Consider the following 14,339-nt stretch of genomic DNA (forward strand, 5'->3'; position numbering starts at 1 on the left):
CGCTGATCTGAATACCATCACTTGGCGGGCCCTTCCCAGCTGACGAGATCACACTGGACAAATCGTCACCTGCAGAGAACTCGAGCCCCTGAACTGGGACAAGAGCCAGAGACCGACTGCATCAGCAATCTCACCTCTCGCAGTGCGCAGAACGCTGTGCGGAACGACGATTTTCTCAAAGTGTCCAATGTTCCGCCAATCGTGTCGTTTGGCCCCCTTGACAATCCACCCACTTGTAGGGGCAGGTGTTCAGCGAAGCAGGACCAGGCCCCCGACGCGTCTGGAAGGGAGCAGGGTCAGACTTCAGAACAGATTTCACTCCATGTGGGACGGCGTCCCTTCAGGACGTCCTCCCCACAATGAGAGATTCCCGGACAGAATGAACATCCTGTTTCTCGTGCTTCCGCTGCTCTGGACGGCTCTCGGGACGGCCGTGTACGGTCACCTCTTCGGCCTGTCCCTGCACACCCTCACCCAGCCCCCCACCAGCCTGCAGGTCTTCGGGGCCGCCTGGTTCCTCCTGGGCACGGCCCTGCTGGCCGCTGGCGTCGCCGCCCTCACCCGCATGAGCCGCGGCAACCGCGCCGTCCTGATGGACCTGTTCACCGCCCTGGACCACGTCCCCGGCCAGACCCCCGCGCCCACCGACCGGGCGGCCGGTCACACCCCGCTCGAACTGGCGCTGATCTACCACGTCACCGACCCGTTCGGCACGCGCGCGGCCGCGCGCCACGCCGAGCAGGCCCAACCCAAGCTGTAACCCACCCCCGGAACGACCCGACCACGGCATCCGGGGGTTTTTCATGGCGTCTCGCTGCCACGCACCCGCCCCCTGGCGTGCCGGGCACGACAGGGGCGTGCCCGGACAAATGCCGTACTTCGTTGTCGGGAATCAAGACGAGCCGCTCCATTCCAGCCAGGCGCTGCGTGATTCCCGCTTGATCGCCGTGGGTTACTGCTGGGAGGTCACCTTTGGTCTGTCAGGGAGGTGGGCTCAGCAGAGGCAGTGACATGGGTGGGCAGCGGCTCCCGTGCCATCCGCCAGGCCGGTGGAATGGTGTCCGCGGCACTGAGGGCCACGATGCTGCCCACGATGGCACACACCGTATCCCGGTCACCGCCTGCACTGACCGCGAGCCACAACGCGGCCTCCACATCCTTCAGGTGTCGACTGGCACACCACAGTGCAAACGGGACCGTGTCCTGCGCTGAGAGCTGCACGCCATTCCCAAGCGTGGAGACCGCGAACGCAAGAGTGGCGTGCGGGGAGAGCTTCTGAGCACGCTGGATCTTGCTGGCCACTTCACTGGGCGGCACCCACGTCAGGACCTGATCGAGAAAGGCTGAGGGCGTGTCGAGATATGGGGCGTCCGGCTGGGCGCACAGCGCGGCGGCCACCGCGACCGCGACCGCACCCGCGACTGCTTCCGGGTGGGTATGCGTCACCAGGCTCGACAGGCGGGCTTGCGTCACCACCTCCTGCAGGTCAGGGGCGAAGTACGCGCCAACAGGCCCAGCACGCATTGCCGAGCCGTTCCCGTATGACCCCTGACCGCCGAACGCTTCCTGGACCACCACACGCCAGTCCGCGCCTCCCTGGATCTGCCGGAGGGCACGTTGCATGGAGGGGCCGTATCCGCGGGCGGGATCGAACTGCGCCGCGAAGCTTGTCGCGAGCGCGTCAGACTGAATTTCATGGTGAGTGGCCAGCACCGCGACCACGGAGAGGGCCATCTGCGTGTCGTCCGTCCAGGACCACGGTGCGGGAGGCAGACGCCGCTCGGCGACCGCAGCCTCAAAGGCCTCGGTCGGGAGAAAGAATTGTTCACCGAAGGCGTCGCCGACACTGAGACCTTCCAGAGACAGCTGTGCACGCGCGAGGGCCGCTTCTGGAGTGCTGGACGGTGCCAATTGGTGTGCTGACATGCTGCGGTCAGCATAGGTGCTGACCACTTCAGGAACGCCCCACCTCTGCGAAGAGGGCCGGGGGTGACCTGAGAGAACCTGCTGGGTCTTCCGTTGGACCCCGCCGTTCCTTTGCGCGCCAGGTGGGCCGAGGAACGGCGCAGCGATTACCCGGACGGGCAGGTCGTGGTCTTCGGGGTGCGCACGCGCGAGCAGCGCCACGCGATCAAGCAGGCGGCACCCCCTGCCTGGACCCGCCCGTCCACCGACCGCGTGACCTGCGTCCCTTAACCGGAGGTCCCCGAGGTCACGCCGCCGGCCGGTCCACTCCGCGCATCACGAAGTACAGGGCCGCCGTCGCGGCCGCGATCACCACCAGGTAGACGGCCAGCAGCCCCCCGTCAACGGTGGCGAGCGTTCCGCAGTCTTTGAGACCCTGCGCGCGGTCCGAGTAGTCGGCGACGCAGGCCGCCAGGGTGAGGCGTGCGCCGGTCGTGGTATGCACGATTTTCGGCGGCCAGACGAACGTCACCGCCAACGCGGCCAGGACCCCAAGGACGATGACCGCCCGCTGCACACTCGACATGCGCTCACCGTACCGCCAATGGCGCCTGTTCCCCCCTGCGGTTGCCCAGGGACCCCAGACCCGCCGGAGCGCCTGCCGTTCTGAACGGCGCTCACCCCGCGCCTGCAGGGTGCAGGCCCGGACATGACGACTTCCTCCGAGATTGATCAGACCATCCGCGTGCAGGGCGCTTTCCTGGTCTTCCCCAGCGGCGAGCGCGTGCTTGTCTCAAGCATCCAGTCCTACTACCTCGAGCGCGGCGGGGCCCTGCGGGTGGTGCACGGCCTGCGCGACCATGGCATTCCCGGGGCCGACTGGACGACGGTGCCGGGCCTCACCCCGGAAGCGTTCGACCAGGTGATGCTCCGCGCCGAAGGCCTGCCCAGCACCGCCCCGTGCGGTGAGGCGCTTCACGTCGTCGGCCGGTTCATCACGCTCGGCCGCTCCCTGCGCGTCCGGGCCTCCGCGGTCCTGCGGTACTTCCCCTTCCGGCCCGAGCGGGGCGGCCGGGCCCTGCGCGTCGTGTTCGGGCTGCGCGACGACGGTCAGAGCGGCGCGCATTGGGTGGACCTGCCGGACGTCACGCCCGAGGCGCTCGACCCGCTGATCGAGCAGGCTCTGCGCGCCTGAGCCGGGCCGCGCCCCCCTGCCCGCAGGCGGGAGGGGCGCCGCATGTCCCGCCCCGGAACCGCCTTCACCCACGCGCGGGTCATAACGAGAAGGATGCTGACCATCTCGATCCCAGGGACCGCTCCCGTCGTCCGCCCGCTCCCCCTGGACGTTCAGACTCCGCAGGTGCGCCGATGACCGCCCGCCCGGAACAGGCGGAGCCGGTCCAGCGCCCCTTCCGCGACCTGAAGTACGAGGGCCGGTACCCGTACACCCAGGCCCTGATGCGCCAGGCGTGGCGCCTGCGGGCCACCGAGCCGGACGCCGCGTTCGCCCGCCTCGCCCGCGCCGAGCATTACGACGCGCTGCTCGACCACTACCGCCTGAGCGGGGCGTCCCCGGACGCCGCCACCCGCGCGCAGCTGCGCACGGCCGTGCACACGCTCGGCCGGCAACGGCAGGTGGGCGTGTACCTGTTCGAGAACGCCAAGTATTGGGTTCAGGCGGACACCGGCCGAGGCGTGATCACGTGCGAACCATTCCTCGGCGAACCGGACCTGGACCTGCAGGCCGCCGTGCGCAGCTGGGTGACGGCCGGGTGGACCGTGGAGCGGTACGCGTGCGCGCCGGGCAGTGACACCGAGATGGTCATCCTGCTCTCCCCGCCCGGCTTCCTGGACGCCTCCCCCGCCGCGCCCTCACCGGCTGGACCCTGACCGGGCCTCAGCGGACCGGGACGTCCCGGCGCTTGCGGGGCGGGGCGCGGTCCACGCCCCGCTGCAGCTTCCGGCGGGTGGCCTGCACGAGCGCCTGGAAGTCGATCAACCCCGCCTCGATGTTCTCGGCCGTGACCGGCACCGGGGCCGCCGGGCGCGGCACTGGCGCGACCCCCACGCGGTACAGGGCGGCGTCCTGGCACAGCGCCTCGTACCGGGCGTCCAGGCGCAGGTCCTGCTCGCCCGGGTGCAGCTGCCGGACGAGCAGGAACTCCAGCAGGGTCGGTTCCGCCCGGTCCAGCACGGGCAGGAGTCGCCCGCCGTACAGCGCGCTGTACGCCCGCCAGGCCGCGCCGAGTGCCGCGGACGGCCAGTGGGCGAGTTCCGGGTGGTTCGCGCGCAGCCGCCGGCTGTCCGCCAGGGGCAGCGGCCTTCCCTGGTGCCCCGCCGGATCCAGGATGGTCACCGGGCGGACGAGGTCGTACAACCCCCGTGCGAAGCACACCACCCGCCCCTCCCGCTCCCAGCGCCGCAGCAGCTTCAACGCCCGCGGCCGCGCGTCACCGGACCGCGTGCCGAACACCGCCTCGGCCAGCCGCTCCGCCGTCATCGGCCAGGCCGCCCGGCGGGCCAGCTGCCAGTCCACATCCACCACCGGTGCAGGCGCCGGTCCCGGCACCTCGGGTTCCGGCAGGGCCAGGCGGGTCAGGTACTCGACGTTCGGAAACGGCCGCCACTCGAAGCGGGGCGCGTGCCGCTCGAGGTACCACCGGGCGTCGTCCAGGTGCACGAGCAGCACCGCGGTCCGCCCCGGCCCCATGGGGACGCACGGGACGTGATGCCGGCGCATCCAGGCCTTCAGCGGCCGGATCGGCACCTCCCCGATCTGCGCGACATCCGCCAGGGACACCCAGGTGTGCCGCGCCGCCCGTTCGCCGTACAGGTGTGCGGCCGCGGCCTCGGGCGTGCACTCGAGTTCCTCAGCAACGAACCCCGGATTCAATGGCGCGAACACACGCTGCAGCTGACGGACGTGCTCGTCAGGCGGCAGCACGCAGGGGAAACTGGAGGACATCAAGCGCCCATGGTACCCCCAGCGCGACCACCCAGGAGAGCCGTACAACGGAGGGGACACGCCCCCCACCCCGCTCTCTCCAGGAGATCTGATGACCATGCCCCTCCCGCCCCGGGCCGATGACCAGGGACCGGACGCCCTCGCCCTCATCTGCCAGCACGAGCCTGCCGCGCGGCACGCCACGCTCTGGTTCGCGCCAGGCGTCCCCATGCCCACCTGCGGCGCCACCCGCGAAGCTCAGGACCGGGAATGCGTACTGGCCCGCGCCGCCCCCGAAGCGCTGGAAGACGGCCGCATCCACTATCGGGACGACCACCCGATCAAGGAGCCCCGATGACCCCGGACCTCTCCGTTCCCTTCCGCCGCCGCGCGGAGTTCGGGTCAGCCGGCAGCCTGTACGTGGGCCTTCAGCCGCCTACCCAGAGCCTCCGGTCCCCGCTCGTCGCGCGGGATCAGGCCGCCCCTGCCCAGCCCCGGCACACCACGCGGCCGCACATGCTGGCGGTCGGCGATCACGATCTGGACCTGCACGGCGCCCTGCTCACTCCGCAGGTCCTTTACGCCCTCGCCCGTGGAGAACAGGTGCTCGCCTTCGGTCACGCGTCCGCACAGCTCTCCGCCCGCCTGGCGCTCGCCGGCGTCACCGGTCACCGCGCCGCCGTCGCCTGCCTGACCCGCCACGCCGCGGTGCACGCCGCTCCGCTCCTGGCCGACCACCCGGACCTGTCCCTCCTCCTGATCGGCAGCGCTGCAGACCAGCCCGGGCTGGACCTGTTCGCTCACCGGATCCTCCGTTCCTGGGACGAGGCTGACCTGATCGAGGTGCTCAGCCCGAGCCCCAGCGCATCCCGGCAGACCGCCGGAGTCAACGCGCACATTCTGGAACGCTGGCTCGCGAGCCGGACCACCCGCCGGGGCGTCCACGTGCGACCCGCGCTGGTGCACGTGGACCTTCCGGGCAGCCGGCTCATTCCAGCGCGCGACGTTCTGGACGCGTCGGAGCGAGAGCGGGCGCAGGTCGTCCTGCACGTCCCTCTCTGGTCTCACCTGGAGGACACCGTTGGAGCGCCGGGCATTCAGAGGCTCACCGCGCAGGTCGGCAGCGTGGTCAGCGCCAGACACACGCCCTGGAGGCAGTCGCCAGGCCTGAATAGCCGGAGCAGCGACCCGGCAGGCACGCCGGCCGGCCCGTATGCCCTGCTGGTCACCGTGGACGGCGGTGAAGAGACCGTGCACCTCCCACCCCCTGAGTTGCCGTCGTTCCCTGCGGACGCCCAGCACGCGGCGTGGTTGACCACTCCGGAGCTCTTCCAACTGATGAAACAGCAGGACGGGCTCAGGTGAATGCCCACTGCCCTGGGCGGTCGTGGGGCAGCGCCCGCTCAAATATGGGAGGGGCTCGGTACGATGCCAACCATGCCCCCCCGAAGTGAACAGCAGCTCGTTGAAATCGTCCGGCAGGCTCTCCAGTCGGTCCGGAATGAGCCTGGCAATGCCCTTCGCCGTGGCGTGGCTGAGCGCTCGGTGACTCACAGCATCGCCGTGTACCTGCACCTGGCCTTCCCGGACCTCCAGGTGGATTGCGAGTACAACCGCAACGGCGCCCGTCCCAAGTACGTTGACATTCCGAGTGCCCATCTGACGCCCAGTGCCCGCAAGCCTTACAGGGAGAAGGCAATGAAAAAGAGGGCGAAACGCGTGACCACAAAAAAGGCGATCGAGCAGTGGACCACGTTCAGAACCACGACCTATCCGGACATCCTGATTCACGAACGCGGGACGAACGACCGCAATCTGCTCGTGATTGAGGTGAAGATGGCCGGTGACGGTCGCGGTGAAGACGGTGCGAGCGTGGACGTCGCCAAGCTCCGGGCGTTCACGTCGCCAGCGGGAAAGATGGGAGCCCGCTACCACTATCAGCTGGGGCTGTTCATCGTCCTGGAGGAAACGGGCGAAACCTTCAGATACTTCAGGCACGGCGAGGAAATCCAGGAAGGCGAGTTGCGGGCTGATGCGGAGCAGGTCCCGGCCAGTCACGCACGGCCGTAACCCTGGCGCCCGGCACGATTGGACAACACGACCCCCCGGCACCAGCGGGGGGATTGTGCTGTCGGGCGCACGCAGATGAAGGGAACGCGTCGGCTGTGCGTCCCTGCACCAAGCAGGGCCCTCACCCTCCCCCGGGAGGGTCCAGGCCGCCGCGGAGGCCCACCGATGACCACACTCGCCACTGCCCACACCGTCCGCGCCACCGCCAGCCACCGCCCCGACGGGCACGCCCGCGACCTCGTGACGGCAGGCCAGACCTACTGCAGCCGCGGCTTCACCCGCGAAGGCGTCCTGCGCGTCATGCCCCTGTACGGCCGCGCCTTCGACGCCCCCGCCGACCTCTTCGAGCCTGTGCCTGACCGGCCCACCTGGCAGGTCCCGCCGCCCCCGGCGCAGACCGGCCTGCTCGGCACGCTGACGGTCGACGCGCACACCGTCACCCGGTCTTACGAAGTGGCCGCGTGGTACGCGAAGTTCGACGTGCCCGCCCAGACCATCGACGTCTTCCGGAGTGAGAAACCGTACAGCCCCACCGACGTTCACGGCACGCTCCAGGCCACCAAGGTTCTCGACCACTGCCCCACCCTGTACGGCGGCGTGCAGGTCGGCACCGGCGGCATCACCGCATGCCACGAGCCCGCCACCCTCGGGTACACCGGCAGCCTGGCCGCATTGCGGGCCGCGCACGCCGCGGGCCACGCCACCCTCACCGACCTCGGGCAGGCCTGGCTGACCTGGCTGCCCGCCTACGAGGCCAGCCGCGAAGCGCACCGCGCCGCGACGCGCGCCTGGGAAGCGGCCCACCCCATGAACTGGTAACGCCCGGCCCGACCCTGCCGCCCCCCCTGCCGAGGAGACCGCCCACCGTGACCACGCTCAGTTCCAGCCTGCTCGACCAGATCCAGCGCCGGCCCCTGGTCCTCGCCGGCGCGCAGCAGCACACCCGCCTGATCGCCACGCGCCGGCTCGGCATCGCTCAGGCCAAACGCGCCCACCCGAACTGGACGGCCGACCCCGCCCACCGCCGGGCGGTTCTGCAGGCCGCGCAGACGTACTACGCCGCGCACCTCGACCTGCGCCATTACCTCAGCGGCGTCCTGCACGCCCTCGGGATCGACTTCTCCGGTCAGGACCTCGCCGAACTCACCTGCGCCGTGGAGGGCCTGCACACCTGAGTCTCCCCCGTCACGCGTCTGGGGCCCGCGCGGCCCGGCGCCGCTCACGAAGCGTCCGGCGGGTCGCTTCCGGATCGGCGTCCGGGTCCGGCGCGAACTCCGGGCCGAGGCCTTCGACCTCGATCCAGTAGTCCTGCGCCTTCATTTTCCGCCCTGCCTCGATCAGGCACGCGGCGATCACCTTGAGGGGATCCCGCGCGCCCAGGACCCCCGAGGCCAGCTCCTCCCGGCCCAGCACCACCCGGAATTCGCACAGGTCCGTCCGCTGCGGCTGCCCCAGCGCGTCGAAGTCCTCCGGGACGGGCACGGGATCCGACCAGCCCGCCTGAGCGCCGGAGGACTTCATCCGTCCCCACAGGCGCCCGATGGGCGTGCCGTACGTCTCGCGGTTCCACGCCCGCCACTGCGCCTTCAACTGGTCGAACAGGTCAGCGCTCATGCCTCACCTTACGGGGCTACGGGCTCGCCCGCGGCCTGCAGGAGCTGCTCGATCCGCGCCCGGTGCTCGGCCTCCCAGACGTCCAGGGGGGTCGCCGCGTCCCGATCCGCTTTCTTCCGCGCGGCCGCCCACACCTCGCTCAACCGCTCCCCCGGGACCGCGACGATGCCTTCCTCGTCCGCGACGATCATGTCCCCCGGGTTGACCGGAATGCCGCCGCACCGCACGGGGGCATTCAGCAGTCCAGGGCCCGCCTTCCGGCCAGGAATCGGACTCAGGCCCCGCGCGAACACCGGGAAGCCGATCGCCCGCATCTCGGCCAGGTCGCGGATCACGCCGTCCACGACGAAGCCCGCGATGCCGCGCCGCTGCGCCACCGCGCAGACGTTCCCGCCGGCGACCGCGAAGGTGGTGTCCCCGGCTTCGACGACGATCACGGCGCCGGGCGGGGCGCGGTGGATGGCGGCGTGCAGCATCAGGTTGTCGCCCGGTGCGCACTGCACGGGGTACGCGGGTCCGGCCACGCGGGGCATCGGCGCCCAGAGGGGGCGGAGGCCGAAGTCCATGACGTGCTCCTGGGAGAGCACATCGGCCAGGGCACAGGGCGAAAGGGTGTGGAAGTCGGCGGCCGTGAGCAGGGTGGGTGTCATGGAAACTCCAGGGAGGGAAGGTTGGCGCGGGCGACGTGGGCGCCCGGACCTTTGCAACCGGCGAGCAGGGCGCTGCACAGCAGCAGGCCCAGCACCGGGCGGGGGGAAGGAGGGGTCATGTCGGACGCCTGGCGTAGAGCGGCCCGGCCGGGTCAGTGCCGGGCGCGCAGGGTCAGCGCCGCGTCCCAGGGGGCCACGCGCGTCCGCTGCAGCATCACCAGGTTCTGGTCCTCGAAGGACTCCAGCACCTCGTGTTCGAGCAGGTTCCACCCCTGTTTCAGACTCAGCTGCTGATCGATGCGGCTCAGCCGCGCTCCGCCCAGGCGGCAGTCGGCGACCAGTGCAGCCTCGACGTCGCGGTCGACGTAGCGCAGCTCGTACGTGCGGTGATTGCCATTCAGGCCGTGCAGCAGCATGGCCACCGCCAGCTCCTCTTCATTCAGGGGGCGTCCCGGCGCGTACAGGCGCTCGAAGTCGGTGGGCGCCTTCTCCAGGTAGGGGTCGGGTTCGGCGTGGGCGGTCTTGAGGGCGAAGTAGGCCGCGGCGATGTTCACGCCGGCGGGTGAGACCCGGGTCTGCTTGACGGTGCAGGCCTCGCCCATGTTCTCCATGGCCATCAGGGGCGTGAGGTAGCCCTCCGGCACCGGCGGCAGGGCCAGGCGCCAGCTGAGGTCCTTGGCCACCTTGGTCTGCGCCAGGATTCCCTCGGGGAGGGTCGGGGGGGTGGACTCGGTATTGGTGTCGACCACCACCGCCAGCGTGAGGCCGGCCGCGTCAGCGTCTTTGTGCTGCCCAGGGGCTTCACTTTCCGCCCCCAGGGCCAGTTGCACGCGGCCCTTGACGGCCTGCCCGCCGGGGCCACCGCTGGTGGACGCTGCGCCCTCCCGGCAGCTGCTCAGCAGCAGGGCGACCAGGGACAGGGCAGCCAGGGACTGGACAGGGCGAACGACAGACCGGAGGGGACTCACAGGGGGCTCCTCGGGGAGTGGACGCCTGAGAGGCCGGCGCCCTGGTCGCGCCCGGGTGCTGCGCGGGGCATGGGCGTCCAGAGGGGACGCAAGCCATCGTCCATGACGTGCCTCTGGGTGAGGACGGCCGCCAGGGCGCAGGGCGAAAGGGTGTGGAAGTCAGCGGCCGTGGGCAGAGGATGCGTCATCGAGCCTCCGAGAAGATGCGGCCGGCACGCCAGTCCCCTGGGCCGGGTTCAGGGTCAGCGTACCGGGCCGTTCACGCCCCTGCCCGTCACCACAGAGGAAACATCGCTGCCACAGGGCGGCTCGGTGCCGCCGAAGAAGTGTGGTGGCGGGCCAGGAAGCCGTCGAGCACGTGTGCCGTAGCATGCGGTCGTGCGCCAGGATGAGGTCTTTCAGAGGGTGCGGGACGCCGCAGATGAAACACCAGTCACGCCTCCGCTCCCCACCGCTGAGGACGTACGAGCCGCGCAAGAGGCGCTCGGCGTCACCTTCCCACCCTCGTACGCAGCGTGTCTCCAGGAACTGTCCACGCTGTCCGTTGGCCGGTACGAACTCCTGCTCCCGAAGTCCGAGTGGCCGTACCTCAACCTGCTGCCGAAGGTGAGCGAGCTCCGCACGATCGGCCTGCCCACGACGTTTGTGCCATTCGTGATCGACAATGGGGATGCGTTCTGCTTCGACGTCCGTTCGCCGGGGCCGGAGTATGCGGTGGTGTTGTGGGCTCACGATGATGGGACCGTCATCGAGCACTTTCCAGACTTCCTGTCCTGGGTCGAGGAGCGATGGCTCCCGACAGCGCAGCACGTCGACGATGACGAAGATGAGTGACCCCAGGCGTTGAACTGACCGCACGCCGCTCGTCGCGCCACAGCGCCTGAGTCCGGCCGCGCCGAAAATCCCGGCGATGAATCCGGTAGACCTCCACCCACCCCGCTGGGACAATCACGGCATGTCTGCGCCCCTTCACCGCGAGCTGATGCTCGACCGCATGCTCGCGGCCGACCGCGCCTACGACGGCCGCTTCATCACCGGGGTCGTCAGCACGGGCATCTACTGCCTGCCGTCCTGCCGCGCCCGCAAACCCAAACCCGAGAACGTCGTCTTTCACTTCACACCCGGCCAGGCCCGGGCCGCGGGCCTGAGGGCCTGCCTGCGCTGCCGGCCGGACGACTTCTACGCCGACGTGCACCGCGACGAAGCCCGCGTCGAAGCGCTGATGGCCCTGATCGATGCCTCCCCCGCGGCCGTGCGGAACGTCCGGGACCTCGCCCGCCTGGCGGACGTCAGCCCCAGCAAACTGCATGACCTGTTCCGCATGCACCTGCACACCACGCCCGTGGAATGGCTTGCCCGGCAGCGGGTCGCGCACGCGCAGCGGCTGCTCATGACCACCGCCCGCACCGCCGCGGAGATCGCCTTCGACGTCGGCTTCGAGAGCCTCTCGGCGTTCGGTGAGCAGTTCCGCCGCTGGAGTGCCCTGACCCCCCACGCCTACCGCCGCCTGCCGCACACCCAGGCCATCCGCCTGACGCTTCCCCCTGGGTACCCCACGGCCGCCCTCCTCCGGGACCTGGGCCGCGACCCGGCCAGTCTCACCGACCGGGTGGACGGTCAGCGGTACACGGCCGCCGTGCGCCTGACGTCCGGCGCCGTGGTCATCCAGGTGGACTTCACGCCCGGCACGGCCACCTGCACCGTCCTCTCTCCTCAGTCTCTCGAAGGACTGAACTGGGCCGAGTTGCACGGGATGCTCCTGCGCCGCCTGGGCCTGACCACCGACCCCAGCCGCTTCGAGGCGCACGTGACCGCCGCCTCCGATCTCGCCCCCCTGCTCAGCGGCGGGCACGGCCTCCGCACGCCCCTGATCGCCGACCTCTTCGACGGCCTGCTGTGGGCGATCGTGGGCCAGCAGGTGAACTTCCCCTTCGCCTGCACCCTGCGCCGAAGGATCACCGAACGCGCCGGGGAGCTGGTGATGGATGGCCTGTTCGCGCCGCCGACCCCCGATGCCGTCCTGGCCCTGACCGACGCGGACCTGGTCGGGCTGGGCCTGACCCGCGCCCGCGCCGGATACCTCCGCCACGCCGCGCGACAGGTCGTGGACGGCCAGCTGCCCCTGACTGCCCTGGCCACCGGCACGGCCACCCGCGCCGAACGCACCCTGCTGGCCCAAAACGGCATCGGCCCCTGGTCAGCGCACTACGTGATGCTCCGCGTGTTCGGCTTTCAGGACTGCGTGCCGCTCGGCGACACCGCCCTCGCCACTGCCCTGCAGCGGCACTTCGCCCTTCCAAGCCGGCCGGACCGGGCGCAGACCACCGAGCTCATGGCCCGCTTTGCCCCCTACCGCAGCCTGGCCACCCTTCACTTCTGGCGTCACTTCCAGTCCACCAAGGAGACCTCCCATGACCACGTCCCCCCAGCCCGCCTCCACCCTCGCCCATCACTTCCGGTCGCTGCATCAGGCTGAACGCGGCTTCCTCCTCCCGAACGCCTGGGACAGCGCCAGCGCCCGGGTCTTCCAGGCCGCCGGGTACCCCGCCGTCGGCACCACCAGCGCCGGCATCGCCTACGCGCGCGGCCGGCAGGACGGGCAGTCCCTGACCCGCGAGGAGATGTGCCGGGAAGTGGAGGCGATCGTCCGCGCCGTGACCGTCCCCGTGAACGCCGATATCGAGGCCGGGTACGGCGACTCCCCGGCCGACGTGGCCCGCACTGTCACGGCCTTCCTCACCGCAGGCGCCGTCGGCCTGAACCTGGAAGACGCCACCGGGGACCGCGGGCAGCCCCTCTACACCCTGGACGACCAGCAGCGCCGCCTGGCCGCCGCCCGGACCGCCGCGGACGCCGCGGGCGTCACCGCGTACCTCAACGCCCGCACCGACACGTACCTCACCGCGTTCGGGGCGACCGAGGCCGAGCGCCTGGCCGAGACCGTCCGGCGCGGCCGGGCGTACCTGAACGCCGGCGCGGACTGCATCTTCGTGCCCCTCGTGACCGACCCCGGCACCATCCGCACCCTGGCCGCCGAACTCGGGGCGGTGAACGTGATGGCGCTGCCCGGCGGCCCCGCGGTCGGGGATCTGCTGGACGCCGGCGCATCGCGGGTGAGCCTGGGACAGAGCGCCATGCTCGCCACGCTGGGCCTCACCGCCCGGATCGCCCGGGAACTCCAGGAGACCGGAACCTCCCCGTCGATGCAGGCGAGCTTCTACGGGTTCGCCGAGGCGGAACAGCTGTTCAGCCCCGTGTGAAAGCCGGGACCGCCTGGAACAGTGGTCCGTCGCCCTTCAGTACCCCAGCGCCTCCCCGTGCCTTTCGGCGCGTTCATACGTGGCCATGATCTGATCGAACTTCACCCGGAGTTCCTCGTCCGGGGTGGAGAACACGCCGCCGGCCGACCGGACGTGCTCCAGAAACGCCTCCGGGAGGCCGATCCGGTACTGCCCCACGAAGTACCGGAGGTCCTCGCGCCAGATCCAGCGCCCGTCACTGCAGACGCTCGGCCCGTACACCCGGCGGCCCTCCGGCGACAGCGGGTCCCGGGTCAGCCCCATCCAGCACATCACCATGCCGGCGTTGTCGTCCAGGTACTTCAGGACGAGCTGCTGATCCGCCTCGGTCAGCTGCCCCACGAAGTCCCGGATACTCCGGAGGTGCGGGTGCCCGGGCTCGAGTTCACTGAACAGGCCGATGACGTCCATCCGGGCCTCAGGATACGGGCACGCCGGTCCGGGGCCCGCACTTCACCCGGGCGCCGCCCCCGGGTGGCGGGACGGTCATGACTCACCGCCTGCTGGGCACCGTCGAGATCGGCAATGTCAGGACCCTCGTGAAGGAACGCGGGAAGACCTACGTGTACGTGGGCCGGGGCCGCGCACCGGACGGCCTGGAGCACGCGCACCTTGGCAACCCGTTCGTGGTCGGTGCAGGGTACGCGCAGGGGGAAGCGGCCGCCGCGTTCCTGCCGTGGCTGCGGACCGAGTACCGCCGCGGCGCGGTCATCCGGCGCACCCTTGAGGACCTCGCGCGGCGCGTGCGGGCCGGGGAGCACCTGGTGCTGGTCTGCTGGTGCGCCCCGCGGCCCTGCCACGCCGAGCACCTCCGGTCAGCCGTGCTGGGCCTCGCCGCGCAGGACTGAGCCGGGCACCCCCTTCACCCCCAAGGGGTGCCCGGCCGGGC

The 14,339-nt window shown here is 70.7% G+C and carries 21 protein-coding genes; 13 read left to right on the forward strand and 8 right to left on the reverse strand.

From position 1 onward, the window contains the following. Positions 1 to 379 precede the first annotated feature (379 nt). Positions 380 to 760 (forward strand): hypothetical protein, encoded by a 381-nt coding sequence (locus tag DFI_RS19210; RefSeq protein WP_027462769.1) that lies wholly within the window; start codon positions 380 to 382, stop codon positions 758 to 760. A 206-nt stretch (positions 761 to 966) separates the two neighbouring features. On the opposite strand, the gene DFI_RS19215 is transcribed toward DFI_RS19210, so the two are convergent. Beyond that, a complete protein-coding gene (locus DFI_RS19215; protein ID WP_043777884.1) occupies positions 967 to 1,926 on the reverse strand; it encodes an ADP-ribosylglycohydrolase family protein in 960 nt (319 codons plus the stop codon). A 111-nt stretch (positions 1,927 to 2,037) separates the two neighbouring features. On the opposite strand from DFI_RS19215, the gene DFI_RS20455 reads away from it, so the two are divergent. Next, positions 2,038 to 2,196, forward strand: a complete 159-nt coding sequence (locus tag DFI_RS20455) for a hypothetical protein (protein WP_155864538.1) — start codon at positions 2,038 to 2,040, stop codon at positions 2,194 to 2,196. A gap of 16 nt (positions 2,197 to 2,212) precedes the next feature. Here DFI_RS20455 and DFI_RS19220 read toward each other — a convergent pair whose 3' ends face one another. Then, the gene (locus DFI_RS19220) at positions 2,213 to 2,491 is read right to left on the reverse strand and encodes a hypothetical protein (RefSeq protein WP_027462771.1); all 279 of its coding nucleotides are present in this window, start codon (positions 2,489 to 2,491) and stop codon (positions 2,213 to 2,215) included. A gap of 123 nt (positions 2,492 to 2,614) precedes the next feature. Between DFI_RS19220 and DFI_RS19225 the strand changes: the two genes are divergently transcribed. Both DFI_RS19225 and DFI_RS19230 read left to right on the forward strand, forming a co-directional pair. Then, positions 2,615 to 3,100 (forward strand): hypothetical protein, encoded by a 486-nt coding sequence (locus DFI_RS19225; RefSeq protein ID WP_027462772.1) that lies wholly within the window; start codon positions 2,615 to 2,617, stop codon positions 3,098 to 3,100. Positions 3,101 to 3,273: 173 nt separating this feature from the next. Continuing rightward, complete coding sequence (locus DFI_RS19230) at positions 3,274 to 3,795, forward strand: hypothetical protein (protein WP_027462773.1); 522 nt, start codon at positions 3,274 to 3,276, stop codon at positions 3,793 to 3,795. Positions 3,796 to 3,802: 7 nt separating this feature from the next. Here DFI_RS19230 and DFI_RS19235 read toward each other — a convergent pair whose 3' ends face one another. Then, positions 3,803 to 4,870 carry a hypothetical protein gene (locus DFI_RS19235; protein ID WP_027462774.1) on the reverse strand — a complete coding sequence of 356 codons (1,068 nt, stop codon included), beginning with the start codon at positions 4,868 to 4,870 and terminating at the stop codon, positions 3,803 to 3,805. A gap of 91 nt (positions 4,871 to 4,961) precedes the next feature. On the opposite strand from DFI_RS19235, the gene DFI_RS19240 reads away from it, so the two are divergent. The 5 genes from DFI_RS19240 to DFI_RS19260 all read left to right on the forward strand — a co-directional run bounded on the left by DFI_RS19240 (position 4,962) and on the right by DFI_RS19260 (position 8,094). Beyond that, positions 4,962 to 5,207, forward strand: a complete 246-nt coding sequence (locus tag DFI_RS19240) for a hypothetical protein (protein ID WP_027462775.1) — start codon at positions 4,962 to 4,964, stop codon at positions 5,205 to 5,207. After that, positions 5,204 to 6,214, forward strand: a complete 1,011-nt coding sequence (locus tag DFI_RS19245) for a hypothetical protein (protein WP_027462776.1) — start codon at positions 5,204 to 5,206, stop codon at positions 6,212 to 6,214. Before DFI_RS19240 ends, DFI_RS19245 begins: the two co-directional genes overlap by 4 nt. Before the next feature lie 72 nt (positions 6,215 to 6,286). Further along, the gene (locus tag DFI_RS19250; RefSeq protein ID WP_155864539.1) at positions 6,287 to 6,919 is read left to right on the forward strand and encodes a hypothetical protein; all 633 of its coding nucleotides are present in this window, start codon (positions 6,287 to 6,289) and stop codon (positions 6,917 to 6,919) included. A 165-nt stretch (positions 6,920 to 7,084) separates the two neighbouring features. Then, positions 7,085 to 7,738 (forward strand): hypothetical protein, encoded by a 654-nt coding sequence (locus DFI_RS19255; protein WP_027462778.1) that lies wholly within the window; start codon positions 7,085 to 7,087, stop codon positions 7,736 to 7,738. 47 nt (positions 7,739 to 7,785) lie between these two features. Beyond that, on the forward strand, positions 7,786 to 8,094 hold the full coding sequence (locus tag DFI_RS19260) for a hypothetical protein (RefSeq protein WP_027462779.1): 309 nt from the start codon (positions 7,786 to 7,788) through the stop codon (positions 8,092 to 8,094). A 10-nt stretch (positions 8,095 to 8,104) separates the two neighbouring features. Here the strand turns inward: DFI_RS19260 and DFI_RS19265 are convergent, their stop codons facing one another. Genes DFI_RS19265 through DFI_RS19275 form a run of 4 tightly spaced genes read right to left on the reverse strand, consistent with a single transcriptional unit; the run spans position 8,105 to position 10,151 of the window. Next, the gene (locus tag DFI_RS19265) at positions 8,105 to 8,533 is read right to left on the reverse strand and encodes a hypothetical protein (protein ID WP_027462780.1); all 429 of its coding nucleotides are present in this window, start codon (positions 8,531 to 8,533) and stop codon (positions 8,105 to 8,107) included. A gap of 8 nt (positions 8,534 to 8,541) precedes the next feature. After that, positions 8,542 to 9,183 carry an RraA family protein gene (locus DFI_RS19270; RefSeq protein ID WP_027462781.1) on the reverse strand — a complete coding sequence of 214 codons (642 nt, stop codon included), beginning with the start codon at positions 9,181 to 9,183 and terminating at the stop codon, positions 8,542 to 8,544. Next, positions 9,180 to 9,302: a hypothetical protein gene (locus DFI_RS21010; RefSeq protein ID WP_276345326.1), complete on the reverse strand. Its 123-nt coding sequence runs from the start codon at positions 9,300 to 9,302 to the stop codon at positions 9,180 to 9,182. Before DFI_RS21010 ends, DFI_RS19270 begins: the two co-directional genes overlap by 4 nt. Before the next feature lie 33 nt (positions 9,303 to 9,335). After that, positions 9,336 to 10,151, reverse strand: a complete 816-nt coding sequence (locus DFI_RS19275) for a hypothetical protein (RefSeq protein ID WP_027462782.1) — start codon at positions 10,149 to 10,151, stop codon at positions 9,336 to 9,338. 378 nt (positions 10,152 to 10,529) lie between these two features. Between DFI_RS19275 and DFI_RS19285 the strand changes: the two genes are divergently transcribed. From DFI_RS19285 to DFI_RS19295, 3 genes are all read left to right on the forward strand, one after another. Beyond that, complete coding sequence (locus DFI_RS19285; RefSeq protein WP_027462784.1) at positions 10,530 to 10,985, forward strand: SMI1/KNR4 family protein; 456 nt, start codon at positions 10,530 to 10,532, stop codon at positions 10,983 to 10,985. Between the two features lie 121 nt (positions 10,986 to 11,106). Next, positions 11,107 to 12,627, forward strand: coding sequence for a DNA-3-methyladenine glycosylase 2 family protein (locus DFI_RS19290; protein WP_051307712.1), 1,521 nt, complete (start codon positions 11,107 to 11,109; stop codon positions 12,625 to 12,627). Next, entirely contained in the window at positions 12,563 to 13,411 is an 849-nt protein-coding gene (locus DFI_RS19295) for an isocitrate lyase/PEP mutase family protein (protein ID WP_051307714.1), read from the forward strand. Before DFI_RS19290 ends, DFI_RS19295 begins: the two co-directional genes overlap by 65 nt. A gap of 36 nt (positions 13,412 to 13,447) precedes the next feature. Here DFI_RS19295 and DFI_RS19300 read toward each other — a convergent pair whose 3' ends face one another. Further along, the gene (locus DFI_RS19300) at positions 13,448 to 13,861 is read right to left on the reverse strand and encodes a hypothetical protein (RefSeq protein ID WP_051307718.1); all 414 of its coding nucleotides are present in this window, start codon (positions 13,859 to 13,861) and stop codon (positions 13,448 to 13,450) included. Positions 13,862 to 13,938: 77 nt separating this feature from the next. Here DFI_RS19300 and DFI_RS19305 point away from each other — a divergent pair, with 77 nt between their 5' ends. Continuing rightward, positions 13,939 to 14,298: a DUF4326 domain-containing protein gene (locus tag DFI_RS19305; protein ID WP_043777891.1), complete on the forward strand. Its 360-nt coding sequence runs from the start codon at positions 13,939 to 13,941 to the stop codon at positions 14,296 to 14,298. The last annotated feature ends 41 nt before the right edge of the window (positions 14,299 to 14,339 follow it).

Source organism: Deinococcus ficus, assembly GCF_003444775.1.
In the GTDB taxonomy this organism is placed as follows: Bacteria; Deinococcota; Deinococci; order Deinococcales; family Deinococcaceae; genus Deinococcus; species Deinococcus ficus.

Coding starts and splice junctions, on each gene's coding strand:
- DFI_RS21010 (WP_276345326.1), bottom strand. CDS start 9,302: ATGACCCCTCCTTCCCCCCGCCCGGTGCTGGGCCTGCTGCTGTGCAGC.
- DFI_RS19220 (WP_027462771.1), bottom strand. CDS start 2,491: ATGTCGAGTGTGCAGCGGGCGGTCATCGTCCTTGGGGTCCTGGCCGCG.
- DFI_RS19230 (WP_027462773.1), top strand. CDS start 3,274: ATGACCGCCCGCCCGGAACAGGCGGAGCCGGTCCAGCGCCCCTTCCGC.
- DFI_RS19290 (WP_051307712.1), top strand. CDS start 11,107: ATGTCTGCGCCCCTTCACCGCGAGCTGATGCTCGACCGCATGCTCGCG.
- DFI_RS19245 (WP_027462776.1), top strand. CDS start 5,204: ATGACCCCGGACCTCTCCGTTCCCTTCCGCCGCCGCGCGGAGTTCGGG.
- DFI_RS19225 (WP_027462772.1), top strand. CDS start 2,615: ATGACGACTTCCTCCGAGATTGATCAGACCATCCGCGTGCAGGGCGCT.
- DFI_RS19305 (WP_043777891.1), top strand. CDS start 13,939: ATGACTCACCGCCTGCTGGGCACCGTCGAGATCGGCAATGTCAGGACC.
- DFI_RS19265 (WP_027462780.1), bottom strand. CDS start 8,533: ATGAGCGCTGACCTGTTCGACCAGTTGAAGGCGCAGTGGCGGGCGTGG.
- DFI_RS19240 (WP_027462775.1), top strand. CDS start 4,962: ATGACCATGCCCCTCCCGCCCCGGGCCGATGACCAGGGACCGGACGCC.
- DFI_RS19250 (WP_155864539.1), top strand. CDS start 6,287: ATGCCCCCCCGAAGTGAACAGCAGCTCGTTGAAATCGTCCGGCAGGCT.
- DFI_RS19215 (WP_043777884.1), bottom strand. CDS start 1,926: ATGTCAGCACACCAATTGGCACCGTCCAGCACTCCAGAAGCGGCCCTC.
- DFI_RS19295 (WP_051307714.1), top strand. CDS start 12,563: ATGACCACGTCCCCCCAGCCCGCCTCCACCCTCGCCCATCACTTCCGG.
- DFI_RS19235 (WP_027462774.1), bottom strand. CDS start 4,870: ATGTCCTCCAGTTTCCCCTGCGTGCTGCCGCCTGACGAGCACGTCCGT.
- DFI_RS19255 (WP_027462778.1), top strand. CDS start 7,085: ATGACCACACTCGCCACTGCCCACACCGTCCGCGCCACCGCCAGCCAC.
- DFI_RS19300 (WP_051307718.1), bottom strand. CDS start 13,861: ATGGACGTCATCGGCCTGTTCAGTGAACTCGAGCCCGGGCACCCGCAC.
- DFI_RS19270 (WP_027462781.1), bottom strand. CDS start 9,183: ATGACACCCACCCTGCTCACGGCCGCCGACTTCCACACCCTTTCGCCC.
- DFI_RS19210 (WP_027462769.1), top strand. CDS start 380: ATGAACATCCTGTTTCTCGTGCTTCCGCTGCTCTGGACGGCTCTCGGG.